The organism is Pseudomonas coleopterorum, assembly GCF_900105555.1.
In the GTDB taxonomy this organism is placed as follows: Bacteria; Pseudomonadota; Gammaproteobacteria; order Pseudomonadales; family Pseudomonadaceae; genus Aquipseudomonas; species Aquipseudomonas coleopterorum.
The window spans coordinates 3,322,196-3,334,657 of record NZ_FNTZ01000001.1 but is presented as its reverse complement, the minus strand read 5'-3'; the positions used below and the strand labels follow the sequence as shown (position 1 = coordinate 3,334,657).

12 protein-coding genes are annotated in these 12,462 nt (G+C 63.6%); all 12 read left to right on the top strand.

Annotated elements, in window-relative coordinates:
- The first annotated feature begins 297 nt into the window (after nucleotides 1–297).
- The 12 genes from BLV18_RS14875 (at nucleotide 298) to astE (ending at nucleotide 12,462) form a co-directional block, all read left to right on the top strand.
- Nucleotides 298–1,074, top strand: coding sequence for an ABC transporter substrate-binding protein (locus BLV18_RS14875; protein WP_090359585.1), 777 nt, complete (start codon nucleotides 298–300; stop codon nucleotides 1,072–1,074).
- 86 nt (nucleotides 1,075–1,160) lie between these two features.
- Nucleotides 1,161–1,850 (top strand): ABC transporter permease, encoded by a 690-nt coding sequence (locus tag BLV18_RS14870; RefSeq protein WP_090359583.1) that lies wholly within the window; start codon nucleotides 1,161–1,163, stop codon nucleotides 1,848–1,850.
- Nucleotides 1,847–2,545, top strand: a complete 699-nt coding sequence (locus tag BLV18_RS14865; protein ID WP_049862162.1) for an ABC transporter permease — start codon at nucleotides 1,847–1,849, stop codon at nucleotides 2,543–2,545. Before BLV18_RS14870 ends, BLV18_RS14865 begins: the two co-directional genes overlap by 4 nt.
- Before the next feature lie 71 nt (nucleotides 2,546–2,616).
- Nucleotides 2,617–3,381, top strand: a complete 765-nt coding sequence (locus tag BLV18_RS14860; protein WP_049862161.1) for an ABC transporter ATP-binding protein — start codon at nucleotides 2,617–2,619, stop codon at nucleotides 3,379–3,381.
- Nucleotides 3,382–3,497: 116 nt separating this feature from the next.
- On the top strand, nucleotides 3,498–4,478 hold the full coding sequence (gene argR / locus BLV18_RS14855; RefSeq protein WP_049862160.1) for a transcriptional regulator ArgR: 981 nt from the start codon (nucleotides 3,498–3,500) through the stop codon (nucleotides 4,476–4,478).
- A 358-nt stretch (nucleotides 4,479–4,836) separates the two neighbouring features.
- Entirely contained in the window at nucleotides 4,837–6,057 is a 1,221-nt protein-coding gene (locus tag BLV18_RS14850; RefSeq protein ID WP_090359581.1) for an aspartate aminotransferase family protein, read from the top strand.
- A gap of 77 nt (nucleotides 6,058–6,134) precedes the next feature.
- Nucleotides 6,135–7,163, top strand: coding sequence for an arginine/ornithine succinyltransferase subunit alpha (gene aruF, locus BLV18_RS14845; RefSeq protein ID WP_090359578.1), 1,029 nt, complete (start codon nucleotides 6,135–6,137; stop codon nucleotides 7,161–7,163).
- A 60-nt stretch (nucleotides 7,164–7,223) separates the two neighbouring features.
- Complete coding sequence (gene astA / locus BLV18_RS14840) at nucleotides 7,224–8,252, top strand: arginine N-succinyltransferase (protein ID WP_090359576.1); 1,029 nt, start codon at nucleotides 7,224–7,226, stop codon at nucleotides 8,250–8,252.
- Nucleotides 8,249–9,715: a succinylglutamate-semialdehyde dehydrogenase gene (astD, locus tag BLV18_RS14835; protein ID WP_167375985.1), complete on the top strand. Its 1,467-nt coding sequence runs from the start codon at nucleotides 8,249–8,251 to the stop codon at nucleotides 9,713–9,715. Before astA ends, astD begins: the two co-directional genes overlap by 4 nt.
- Before the next feature lie 49 nt (nucleotides 9,716–9,764).
- Nucleotides 9,765–11,108, top strand: a complete 1,344-nt coding sequence (gene astB / locus BLV18_RS14830) for an N-succinylarginine dihydrolase (protein ID WP_090359572.1) — start codon at nucleotides 9,765–9,767, stop codon at nucleotides 11,106–11,108.
- A 37-nt stretch (nucleotides 11,109–11,145) separates the two neighbouring features.
- The gene (locus BLV18_RS14825) at nucleotides 11,146–11,436 is read left to right on the top strand and encodes a hypothetical protein (RefSeq protein ID WP_043185377.1); all 291 of its coding nucleotides are present in this window, start codon (nucleotides 11,146–11,148) and stop codon (nucleotides 11,434–11,436) included.
- A 27-nt stretch (nucleotides 11,437–11,463) separates the two neighbouring features.
- Entirely contained in the window at nucleotides 11,464–12,462 is a 999-nt protein-coding gene (astE, locus tag BLV18_RS14820) for a succinylglutamate desuccinylase (protein ID WP_090359570.1), read from the top strand.

Here is a 12,462-nt window from a genome sequence, read left to right as displayed (position 1 = left end):
ACGCCACACTTGCCGTCCTAGAAGGCTTTGCCAATAATGGGCGCGCTAATTGCTTCAGTCTCAGATTGCCTCTCATTTTCCCAAACCACACTCGATGAGGGCTGTCAATCCCCTAGTCTGGGTGTCTCGTTGCTTCTGTAACTACTTGTCGCATTGACGAAATATCGACTGGCACAGTGCCGTTAGAATGCGCTCACTCGCCGGACCCTGCGGCGTCGCCTGTTCAGCTTCATTTTTTCGCATTCTGGGCCTGCGCTCACTTTGCCCATACTGCCCCTTTTCGCTGGAGCTCACCCAATGAAGAAACTCGCACTGTTTGGCGCATTGGCACTGTCCGTGCTGTCGGCGGCGTCGTTCGCCGATGAAAAGCCGCTGAAGATCGGCATCGAGGCCGCTTACCCACCGTTCGCCTCCAAGGCGCCGGACGGCAGCATCGTTGGCTTCGACTACGACATCGGCAACGCGCTGTGTGCCGAGATGAAGGTCAAGTGCACCTGGGTCGAGCAGGAATTCGACGGCCTCATTCCAGCCCTCAAGGTGCGCAAGATCGACGCCATTCTGTCGTCGATGTCGATCACCGATGACCGCAAGAAATCCGTCGATTTCACCAACAAGTACTACGCCACGCCGGCGCGCCTGGTCATGAAGGCGGGCACCACGGTCAGTGACGACATGAGCGAGCTCAAGGGCAAGAAGATCGGCGTGCAGCGCGGCACGATCCATGACCGTTATGCCACCGAAGTGCTCAAGCCCCTGGGCGTGGAAGTGATGCCGTATGGCTCGCAGAACGAGATCTACCTTGACGTGGCTGCCGGTCGCCTGGACGGTACGCTGGCCGATGCCACCTTGCTGCAGGACGGTTTCCTCAACACTGACGCAGGCAAGGGCTATGCCTTCGTCGGCCCATCGGTCAACGATCCGAAATACTTCGGTGACGGCATCGGCATTGCCGTGCGCAAGGGTGACAAGGCCAACCTGGAACGCATCAACGCGGCCATCGACGCCATTCGTGCCAATGGCGAGTACAAGAAGATCCAGGACAAGTACTTCGACTTCGACATCTACGGCAAATAAGCCGGCAGGCGTTACCTGACTGATGGTGCCAACGGCGGGGAACCGCGGTTCGCACCATTTTTCATTCTCCGGGCGAGGATCTCTACATGTTGAAAGGCTACGGGGCCGTCATTCTCGATGGCGCTTGGCTGACGCTGCAGCTCGCCTTGTCGTCCATGGCGCTGGCCATCGTGCTGGGTCTGTTGGGCGTGGCCCTGCGCCTGTCGCCGGTACGCTGGCTGGCCTGGCTGGGCGATGTGTACGCCACGGTGATTCGTGGCATTCCCGATCTGGTGTTGATCCTGCTGATCTTCTACGGCGGCCAGGACATCATCAACCGCGTTGCGCCGCTGGTGGGGTACGACGACTACATCGACCTCAATCCACTGCTCGCCGGTATCTTCACCTTGGGCTTCATCTTCGGGGCGTACCTCTCGGAAACTTTCCGTGGTGCGTTCATGGCCATTCCCAAGGGCCAGGCCGAGGCTGGCATGGCCTATGGCATGAGCAGCCTGCAGGTGTTCTTCAGGGTACTGGTGCCGCAGATGATTCGCCTGGCGATCCCCGGTGTGACCAACAACTGGCTGGTGCTGACCAAGGCCACGGCCCTGATTTCGGTGGTCGGTCTGCAGGACATGATGTTCAAGGCCAAGCAGGCGGCGGATGCCACCCGCGAGCCGTTCACCTTCTTCCTCGCAGTGGCGGCGATGTACCTGGTGATTACCAGCGTGTCGCTGCTGTTGCTGCGCGCCGTCGAAAAACGCTATTCGGTGGGCATCAAGGCGGCTGAACTATGATCTTCGATTACAACGTCGTCTGGGACAGCCTGCCGCTGTACATGAGCGGCATGCTGGAAACCTTGAAACTGCTGGCCATCTCGCTGTTCTTCGGTCTGCTGGCGGCACTGCCATTGGGCTTGATGCGGGTGTCCCGGCAGCCACTGGTCAACGGTGTCGCGTGGCTCTACACCTATGTCATCCGCGGCACGCCCATGCTGGTGCAGCTGTTCCTGATCTACTACGGCCTGGCCCAGTTCGAGGTCGTGCGCAACAGTGTGCTCTGGCCCTGGTTGTCGAGTGCCACGTTCTGCGCCTGCCTGGCATTTGCCATCAATACCAGCGCCTACACCGCCGAGATCATCGCCGGCAGCCTGCGCGCCACGCCCCCGGGCGAGATCGAAGCGGCGCGGGCGATGGGCATGTCCAAGGCCGGGATGTATCGACGCATTCTATTGCCGTCGGCACTGCGTCGGGCGCTGCCGCAGTACAGCAACGAAGTGATCATGATGCTGCAGACCACCAGTCTGGCCTCGATCGTGACGCTGATCGACATCACCGGCGCGGCGCGTACGGTGAACGCCCAGTATTACCTGCCGTTCGAAGCCTACATCACGGCGGGCGTTTGCTACCTGTGCCTGACGTTCATTCTGGTGCGCCTGTTCAAGCTGGCCGAGCGCCGCTGGCTGGCCTACCTCGCTCCCCGCAGGCACTGACCGCGTGCAGCGAAAACCCTTTCGTCGCGAGCCAGTGAGCCGTGACTGACCGATCTGCGAGACCCCCGATCATGTATAAACTTCAAGTTCAGGACCTGCACAAGCGCTACGGCTCGCACGAGGTGCTCAAGGGTGTCTCGCTGGCGGCCAAGGCGGGCGATGTGATCAGCATCATCGGCTCCAGCGGATCGGGCAAGAGCACGTTCCTGCGCTGCATCAACCTGCTCGAGCAGCCCCATGCGGGCAAGATCCTGCTCAATGACGAAGAACTCAAGCTGGTGCCCGGCAAGGACGGCGCGCTCAAGGCGGCCGACCCCAAGCAGTTGCAGCGCCTGCGCTCGCGGCTGTCGATGGTGTTCCAGCATTTCAACCTGTGGTCGCACATGACCGCCCTGGAAAACATCATCGAAGCGCCGGTGCACGTATTGGGTGTTTCGAAGAAGGAAGCCTTGGAGAAAGCCGAGTACTATCTGGCCAAGGTCGGTGTTGCGCACCGCAAGGATGCCTATCCGGGGCACATGTCCGGCGGCGAGCAGCAGCGCGTGGCCATCGCTCGCGCGCTCGCGGTGGAGCCTGAGGTGATGCTGTTCGACGAGCCGACTTCGGCGCTGGACCCCGAGCTGGTCGGTGACGTGCTCAAGGTGATGCAGGCCCTGGCCCAGGAAGGACGAACCATGGTCGTGGTGACTCACGAGATGGGCTTTGCCCGCGAAGTGTCGAACCAGCTGGTGTTCCTGCACAAGGGGCTGGTCGAGGAGACCGGCGATCCCCGCGAGGTGCTGGCCAATCCGCGCTCCGAGCGGTTGCAGCAGTTTTTGTCCGGCAGCCTCAAGTGATCGTTGCTTGAAACATTTTGCCGAGTGTTTTCGTGTGTGCAGAGCAGGCATGCCTGATCCGGCGCAGTACCATGTCCCATTCGGTTTTTGATACTTAAGGTTTCGGTCCGCATCAGATGACAGCCCAACGAATCGGTTTCCTCTATTGGCCCAGCACGCGAGCCCTGACTTTGGCGCTGGCCGAGGAGGCCCTGCGGGTGGCGCAGAAGGTGCACCCGGACGTGACCTACGAGTTGCTGTTCCTGCAGGCCGAGCCACCCGTGCCGGGTGGTTGGCAACTGCCGGGGGAGGCGTGGAACGGTCGCTTGGAAGGGTGCCACAAGCTGTTTCTGCTGGCCGACGAGCCACCAGCGGCGTTGGCGCCGGCACTGTCCACTGCGCTCAAGCAGACCGTCCGAGCAGGCTGCATGGTCGGTGGACTGTCGGCCGGGGTGTACCCGCTGGCGCAATTGGGGCTGCTCGACGGTTACCGCGCGGCCGTGCACTGGCGCTGGCAGGATGATTTCGCCGAACGCTTCCCCAAGGTCATCGCCACCAGCCACCTGTTCGACTGGGATCGCGACCGGATGACCGCTTGCGGCGGTCTGTCGGTGCTCGACCTGCTGCTGGCGGTGCTGGCCCGTGATCATGGCGCCGAACTGGCCGGGGCGGTTTCCGAGGAACTGGTGGTGGAGCGTATCCGCGAAGGCGGGGAGCGCCAGCGTATTCCCCTGCAGAATCGCCTGGGCTCCAGCCACCCGAAGCTGACCCAGGCGGTATTGTTGATGGAGGCCAACATCGAAGAACCGTTGACCACCGACGAGATCGCCCAGCACGTGTGTGTGTCCCGGCGTCAGCTGGAGCGCATCTTCAAGCAGTACCTCAATCGTGTGCCGAGCCAGTACTACCTTGAGCTGCGCCTGAACAAGGCTCGGCAGATGCTGATGCAGACCAGCAAGTCGATCATCCAGATCGGCCTGTCGTGCGGGTTTTCTTCCGGGCCGCACTTCTCCAGTGCCTACCGCAATTTCTTCGGCGCCACCCCCCGCGAAGACCGCAACCAGCGCCGTAGCAGCAGCCCGTTCGAACTGTCTTCGGTGCCGGCCGAACGCGGCTGACCCGGCCTCTGAGGTGCGCTGTATCAGGCGAAGCGCGGTGTGGCTTTCGCGGGCAGAGCCCGCTCCCACAGGGAAGCAGAAGCAAGCTATGTCCGCGAAGGGTGCCCTCGCAGCAGAATGTGGGAGCGGGCTCTGCCCGCGAAGGGCGCGCCGCGGTATATCGGGCTGAACCGCAAGGCGAGCGTCTTTCTATCCCACTTTCTATCCCTATTTGTCGCATTCGCGACAACCCCCGTAGAATGGCGGTTTGGCGCTGTAACAAGTTGTCGCATGGCGGCAATGCCGCGCGCGAACCAGTCCTTACAATTCCCCATCGCTCGCCCATTTTGCGCTGAGCGTTCCTTGACAGGAGACTCCGATGTCCGTTGAGCAAGCCCCCGTGCAACGTGCCGATTTCGACCAGGTAATGGTTCCCAACTATGCGCCGGCCGCTTTCATTCCCGTGCGCGGTGCCGGCTCCAGAGTGTGGGATCAGGCCGGTCGCGAGCTCATCGATTTCTCCGGTGGCATCGCCGTCAACGTGCTGGGCCACGCGCACCCGGCATTGGTCGGCGCATTGACCGAACAGGCCAATAAGCTGTGGCACGTGTCCAACGTCTTCACCAACGAGCCGACCCTGCGTCTGGCCAAGAAGCTGGTCGACGCCACCTTCGCCGACCGCGTGTTCTTCTGCAACTCCGGCGCCGAAGCCAACGAGGCCGCCTTCAAGCTGGCCCGGCGTGTGGCGCACGACAAATTCGGTCCCGAGAAATACGAGATCGTTTCGGCCATAAATAGCTTCCACGGTCGCACGCTGTTTACCGTCAGCGTCGGCGGTCAGCCGAAATACTCCGATGGCTTCGGTCCGAAAATCACCGGCATCCGTCACGTTCCATACAACGACCTCGAAGCGCTGAAAGCGGCGGTGTCCGAGAAGACCTGCGCCGTGGTCCTGGAGCCGGTTCAGGGCGAAGGCGGCGTGGTGCCTGCCGATCCGGCCTACCTGCAAGGCGCGCGCGACCTGTGCGACCAGTTCAATGCCCTGTTGGTGTTCGACGAAGTGCAAAGCGGCATGGGCCGCAGCGGCGAGTTGTACAGCTACATGAACTACGGCGTGACCCCGGATATCCTCTCCAGCGCCAAGAGCCTGGGGGGCGGCTTCCCCATCGGCGCGATGCTGACCACCGACGCACTGGCCAAGCATTTCGCGGTCGGCGTGCATGGCACCACCTATGGCGGCAACCCGTTGGCTTGCGCGGTCGCCGAGGCGGTGCTCGACGTGGTCAACACCCCGCAAGTGCTGGCCGGCGTCAAGGCCCGGCACCAGCGCTTCAAGACGCGCCTGGAGCAGATTGGCCAGCGCTATGGCGTGTTCACCGAGGTGCGCGGCCTGGGCCTGCTGATCGGCTGCGCCTTGAGCGACGCCTGGAAGGGGCGCGCCAAGGACTTCTTCAATGCTGCCGAGCAGCACGACCTGATGATCCTGCAAGCCGGCCCCGACGTGGTGCGCTTTGCCCCGAGCCTGGTCATCGAGGAAGCCGACATCGATGAAGGCCTGGACCGTTTCGAGCGCGCCGTGGCGCACCTGACCCAGGCCTGAACGGCCTGCTCGCGGCGCCTGCCCCCGTTCGGCGCCGCCTTTGCAATCGACCGCTTCAATCGACAAGGAGTGACACCATGCTGGTAATGCGCCCTGCGCAAATGGCTGACCTGGCCGAGGTTCAGCGGCTGGCCGCCGACAGCCCCATCGGTGTCACTTCCCTGCCTGACGACGCTGGCCGGTTGAGCGACAAGATCAGCAAGTCGGAAGCGTCCTTCGCCGCCGAAGTCAGCTTCAACGGTGAAGAGAGCTATTTCTTCGTGTTGGAAGACCTGGTCACCCAGCGTCTGGTGGGGTGCTCGGCGATCGTCGCCTCTGCCGGCTACTCCGAACCGTTCTACAGTTTTCGCAACGAGACCTTCGTGCACGCTTCGCGCGAGCTGAAGATCCACAACAAGATTCACGTGCTTTCGCAGTGCCACGACCTGACCGGCAACAGCCTGTTGACCAGCTTCTACGTGGTGCCCGAGCTGGTGGGCAGTATCTGGGCCGAACTCAACTCCCGCGCCCGCCTGCTGTTCATGGCCAACCACCCGGAACGCTTTGCCGACTCGGTGGTGACCGAGATCGTCGGCTACAGCGACGAGCAGGGTGATTCGCCCTTCTGGGACGCAATCGGCCGCAATTTCTTCGACCTCAACTACGCCGAGGCCGAACGCCTGTGCGGCATCAAGAGCCGCACGTTTCTTGCCGAACTGATGCCGCATTACCCGATCTACGTGCCGCTGCTGCCCGACCAGGCCCAGGAGGCCATGGGCCAGGTGCATCCACGGGCCCAAGTGACGTTCGACATCCTGATGCGCGAAGGCTTCGAGACCGATCACTACATCGATATCTTCGACGGCGGGCCGACCTTACATGCCCGTGTGTCGGGCATTCGCTCCATCGCCCACAGCCGGGTGGTCCCGGTCAAGCTGGTCGCGGCCAGCGATGAGCGCGGTGGACCGGGCCGTCCCTATCTGGTCTCCAACGGCCTGCTGCAGGATTATCGCGCGGTGTTGCTGGAGCTCGACTGGGTGCCCGGCAAGCCGGTCGGCCTGGATCTGGCGACAGCCGAGGCGCTGGGTGTGGGCGAGGGCGCCAGCGTGCGCCTGGTTGCAGTTTGATACCTGATTGAACAGGCCGAGTTCTGCGGGTGCCGTGCGGTGCCTGCTCGAGGAGAAAGCATGATCGTTCGTCCCGTACGCAGCAGCGACCTGCCAGCGCTGATCGAATTGGCCCGCAGCACCGGCCCCGGCCTGACCACCCTGCCAGCCAACGAAGAGCGGCTGGCGCACCGCGTCGGCTGGGCCGAGAAGACCTTCCGTGGCGAAGCCGAGCCCGGTGATGCCGATTACCTGTTCGTCCTTGAAGACGACGACGGCACGGTCGTGGGCATTTCGGCCATCGCCGGCGCCGTGGGTCAGCGCGAGCCCTGGTACAACTACCGGGTGGGGCTGACGGTCAGCGCCTCGAAGGAACTGAACATCTATCGCGAGATTCCCACGCTGTTCCTGGCCAACGACCTGACCGGCAATTCGGAACTGTGTTCGCTGTTCCTGCGCGAGGGTTACCGCAAGGGCCTGAACGGCCGTTTGCTGGCCAAGGCGCGGCTGCTGTTCATCGCCCAGTTTCCGGAGCTGTTCGGGCGCAAGGTGATTGCCGAGATGCGCGGCATTTCCGATGCCGACGGCCGCTCGCCGTTCTGGGAAAGCCTGGGTCGGCATTTCTTCAAGATGGAATTCAGCCAAGCCGACTACCTCACCGGTGTTGGCAATCGCGCCTTCATCGCCGAGCTGATGCCCAAGTTCCCGCTGTACAGCTGCTTTCTGTCGCCGGCGGCGCGGGAAGTGATCGGCAAGGTTCACCCGGACACTGAGCCGGCGCTGACCATGCTCAAGGCCGAAGGCTTCAGTTACCAGGGTTATGTGGATATTTTCGACGCAGGCCCGGCCGTGGAATGCGAAACCAGCAAGATCCGCGCGGTCCACGACAGCAAAAGCCTGGTCCTGGCCATCGGCACTCCAGGTGACGATGCGCCACCGTTCCTGATCTACAACCGCGAGCGCGAAGCGTGCCGCATCACCGCAGCCCCTGCGCGTTTCGCCTCCGGCACCCTGGTGGTCGATCCGTTGACCGCCCGCCGCCTGCAACTGAGCGCGGGCGACCAGGTGCGCGCGGTGCCCATGACCCCGCCAGCACGGGAGGTGCTCTGATGAATACGCTATACATCGATGGTCAGTGGCTGCCGGGCGAAGGCGAACAGCTGACGTCCCTCAATCCTGTGGGTCAGGCCGTGGTCTGGCAGGGATGCTGCGCCAGCGCCGAGCAGGTGGACAAAGCCGTTCTGGCGGCGCGGCATGCCTTCGTAGGTTGGGCGAGCCAGCCGCTGTCGGCGCGCATCACCGTGCTGCACGCGTTCGCCGATCGGCTCAAGGCCTGCGCCGACGAACTCGCGCAGTGCATTGGCGAAGAAACCGGCAAGCCATTGTGGGAAGCGGCCACCGAAGTGACCAGCATGGTCAACAAGGTCGCCATCTCGATTCAGAGTCACGCCGAGCGCACCGGTGAGAAGAGCGCACCCCTGGCCGATGCCACGGCGGCCCTGCGGCACAAGCCCCACGGTGTGGTGGCGGTGTTCGGCCCGTACAACTTCCCCGGTCACCTGCCCAACGGCCATATCGTGCCGGCGCTGCTGGCCGGCAACTGCGTGCTGTTCAAACCCAGCGAACTAACGCCCAAGGTGGCCGAGCTGACCGTGCGCTGCTGGGCCGAAGCCGGGCTGCCAGCGGGCGTGCTGAACCTGCTGCAGGGTGGTCGCGAGACGGGTATGGCGCTGGCTGCCAACGCCGGGCTCGACGGGCTGTTCTTCACCGGTTCCAGTGCCACCGGCAATCTGCTGCATCAGCAGTTCGCTGGCCAGCCAGGCAAGATCCTCGCGTTGGAAATGGGTGGCAATAACCCGCTCGTGGTCGAGCAGGTCCAGGACCTGGATGCGGCGGTCTATACCATCATCCAATCGGCGTTCATTTCCGCTGGGCAGCGGTGCACCTGCGCGCGGCGCTTGCTGGTACCCGCCGGGGCGTGGGGCGACCGGTTGCTCGAGCGTTTGGTAGAGGTCTGCGTCACTCTCGAAGTCGGCGAATACGACCGTCAGCCGGCGCCCTTCATGGGTTCGGTGATCTCGCTGCAAGCGGCGCAGGCGCTGCTCGAGGCGCAGGAACACCTGCTGAACAGCGGCGCGGTCGGCCTGCTGAGCATGACCCAGCCACGGGCCGACGCCGCCTTGCTCACCCCCGGCATCCTCGACGTCACCCAAGCCCACGGTCGACGGGACGAAGAGCTGTTCGGCCCGCTGCTGCAAGTGGTGCGTTACGTTGATTTCGATGCCGCCATCGCCGAGGCCAACGCCACCCAATATGGGCTGGCCGCAGGGCTGCTCTCGGATTCCGAACAACGCTATCGTGAATTCTGGCTGCGCAGCCGGGCGGGTATCGTCAACTGGAACAAGCAGCTGACCGGCGCCGCCAGCAGCGCGCCGTTCGGCGGTGTCGGCGCGTCCGGCAACCACCGCGCCAGCGCCTACTACGCCGCCGACTATTGCGCCTATCCAGTGGCCTCGCTGGAAACCCCCGCGCTCAGTCTGCCGGCGACCCTGAGTCCGGGCATCACGCTGTAGAACGTCGTAGCAACGTTGCGTACAAGAACAGATCCACGGAGCCGAACCGATGAAACCCTGTGAAGTGAATTTCGATGGCCTGGTGGGGCCCACCCACAACTACGGTGGGTTGTCCTACGGCAACGTGGCGTCGCAGAGCAACAGCCAGCAAGGCTCGAACCCGCGCGAAGCGGCGCGTCAGGGCCTGGCCAAGATGAAGGCGCTGATGGAACTGGGCTTCACCCAGGGTGTGCTGGCGCCCCAGGAGCGCCCTGATGTGGCTGCGCTGCGGCGCCTGGGCTTTACCGGCAGCGATGCCGAGGTGATCGCCCAAGCCGCGCGCGAGGCCATGCCGCTGTTGGTGGCCAGTTGCTCGGCGTCGAGCATGTGGGTTGCCAACGCGGCGACCGTCAGCCCCAGCGCGGACACCGCCGATGGCCGCGTGCACTTTACCGCCGCCAACCTCAACTGCAAGTTCCACCGCAGCATCGAGCACCCCACCACAAGCCGTGTGTTGCAGGCGATGTTCGCCAACCCGACCTATTTCGCTCATCACCAGGCGCTGCCTGCCGTTGCCCAGTTCGGCGACGAGGGCGCCGCCAACCACACCCGCCTGTGCCGGGACTATGGCGAGGCCGGGGTGGAATTCTTCGTCTACGGTCGCAGTGCCTTCGACGCGCGCCTGCCCGCGCCGCAGAAGTACCCCGCGCGCCAGACCCTGGAAGCGTCCCAGGCCGTGGCCCGGCTGCATGGGCTGGGCGAGGAGGGCGTGGTGTTCGCCCAGCAGAATCCGGACGTCATCGATCAGGGCGTGTTTCACAACGACGTGATCGCGGTCGGCAATGGCGAGTTGCTGTTCCACCACCAGGACGCGTTCCTCGACAGCGACCGCGTGCTGGCCGAACTGCAGACCAAGCTCGCCGCGCGTGGCGGGCGTTTGCAGGCGATCGGCGTGCCCCGCGCCGAGGTCTCGGTGGACGACGCCGTGCGCACCTACCTGTTCAACAGCCAGTTGCTCAGCCGTGCCGACGGCAGCATGCTGCTGGTGGTCCCGGAAGAATGCCGCGCCAACCCGCGTGTCTGGAGTTATCTGGAACGCCTGACCGGGCAAAACACCGGCATTGCCGAGGTCAAGGTGTTCGACCTCAAGCAAAGCATGCGCAATGGTGGCGGGCCGGCCTGCCTGCGACTGCGCGTGGCGCTCAAGCCCGAGGAGCTGGCAGCGGTCAACCCTGGCGTGATCCTGACGCCTGCGCTGTACGAAACGCTGAACGACTGGGTCGAGCGCCATTACCGCGACCGGTTGGTCGAGGCCGACATGGCCGACCCACAACTGCTGATCGAATGCCGCGAGGCATTGGACGAGCTGACTCGGATCCTGGCACTGGGTTCGGTCTATCCTTTCCAACGCTGACCATTTTTTCAACACTGAATATCATTGAGGTAACTGTATGTCCGACGCCCTGCGCTTGATTCTCGAAGACACCGACGGCACCCAGCTGGAAACCTCCTGCACCCGCTTCTGCGTGGTCTGGCAGGGCAAGGAAGTCTGGATCCAGCACGACGGCCGTGGCCAGTTGCTGATCGGCGTGGACGTCGAAGAAGGCGATGCCGAATACGCCAATCTGTTGCTGCGACCCCTGGCGACCAACCTGGTCAGCCTGCAGCTGGAAATGGAACCGGCCGATGCGGGCGCCGAAGAAGAGGACGGTCACGTTCACGGTCCGGACTGCAACCACTAAAACTCCATCCTTCAGGAACGCCGCCCCATGCTCGCTCTTGGCAAACTGCTCGACTTGACCTTGGCCGGCCGCGAGCCGGCGCAGAAGATCCAGCTGACCACCGGCGGGGTCAGCCTGCGCTGGCTCGGGGAAGGCGCCCTGGAAGTGCGCCCCGCAGCCAACACCGACAGCGGCCTCGACTTGTTGCTGTCGGCCGGTGTGCACGGCAATGAAACCGCGCCCATCGAATTGCTCGACACGCTTGTTCAGGCCATCGCCCGCGGCCAGTTGGTTCCCCGCGCACGTCTGCTGTTTCTGTTCGGCAACCCTGAAGCGATGCGCCGTGGCGTCCGCTACATCGAGCGCGACGTCAACCGCCTGTTCAACGGCCGACACGACGCTGTCAGCGGCAACGAAGCCTTGCGTGCCTGCGAGCTGGAACGCCTGGCCACGACCTTCTTCAGCCTGCCGCAGCGCACGCGTCTGCACTACGACCTGCACACCGCCATCCGTGGTTCACGGATCGAGCAGTTCGCCCTCTATCCCTGGAAGCAGGGCCGCGAGCATTCCCGGCAAGAGCTGGTGCGCCTGCAGGCGGCAGGCATGCGCGCCGTGTTGCTGCAGAACAAGCCTTCCATCACGTTCAGCGCGTTCACCTACGAGCAGCTCGACGCCGAAGCCTTTACCCTGGAGCTGGGCAAAGCCAGGCCATTCGGGCAGAACGTCGAGGTCGACCTGAGTCGTCTGGAGGCCAGCCTGCGGCAGTTGATCGAAGGGGTCGAGACGGACCTCGAACAGCCACTGGACCAGTTGGTGCTGTTTTCCGTGTCACGTGAAGTCATCAAGCACACGGATGCCTTCCGTCTGCACCTGGATGACGATATCGAGAATTTCACCGAGCTGGATCAAGGCTACCTGCTGGCCGAAGACGGCCGCGAACAGCGCTGGGTCGTGGAAGAACAGGGCGCGCGGATCATCTTTCCCAACCCCAAGGTTGCCAATGGGCTGCGCGCCGGAATCCTTATCGTGCCGGCGGCGCAGGTGTGA

Excerpts from the sequence above, each read along its gene's own strand:
- BLV18_RS14875 (WP_090359585.1), top strand. The coding sequence starts at position 298 with ATGAAGAAACTCGCACTGTTTGGCGCATTGGCACTGTCCGTGCTGTCG.
- BLV18_RS14870 (WP_090359583.1), top strand. The coding sequence starts at position 1,161 with ATGTTGAAAGGCTACGGGGCCGTCATTCTCGATGGCGCTTGGCTGACG.
- BLV18_RS14865 (WP_049862162.1), top strand. The coding sequence starts at position 1,847 with ATGATCTTCGATTACAACGTCGTCTGGGACAGCCTGCCGCTGTACATG.
- BLV18_RS14860 (WP_049862161.1), top strand. The coding sequence starts at position 2,617 with ATGTATAAACTTCAAGTTCAGGACCTGCACAAGCGCTACGGCTCGCAC.
- argR (WP_049862160.1), top strand. The coding sequence starts at position 3,498 with ATGACAGCCCAACGAATCGGTTTCCTCTATTGGCCCAGCACGCGAGCC.
- BLV18_RS14850 (WP_090359581.1), top strand. The coding sequence starts at position 4,837 with ATGTCCGTTGAGCAAGCCCCCGTGCAACGTGCCGATTTCGACCAGGTA.
- aruF (WP_090359578.1), top strand. The coding sequence starts at position 6,135 with ATGCTGGTAATGCGCCCTGCGCAAATGGCTGACCTGGCCGAGGTTCAG.
- astA (WP_090359576.1), top strand. The coding sequence starts at position 7,224 with ATGATCGTTCGTCCCGTACGCAGCAGCGACCTGCCAGCGCTGATCGAA.
- astB (WP_090359572.1), top strand. The coding sequence starts at position 9,765 with ATGAAACCCTGTGAAGTGAATTTCGATGGCCTGGTGGGGCCCACCCAC.
- BLV18_RS14825 (WP_043185377.1), top strand. The coding sequence starts at position 11,146 with ATGTCCGACGCCCTGCGCTTGATTCTCGAAGACACCGACGGCACCCAG.
- astE (WP_090359570.1), top strand. The coding sequence starts at position 11,464 with ATGCTCGCTCTTGGCAAACTGCTCGACTTGACCTTGGCCGGCCGCGAG.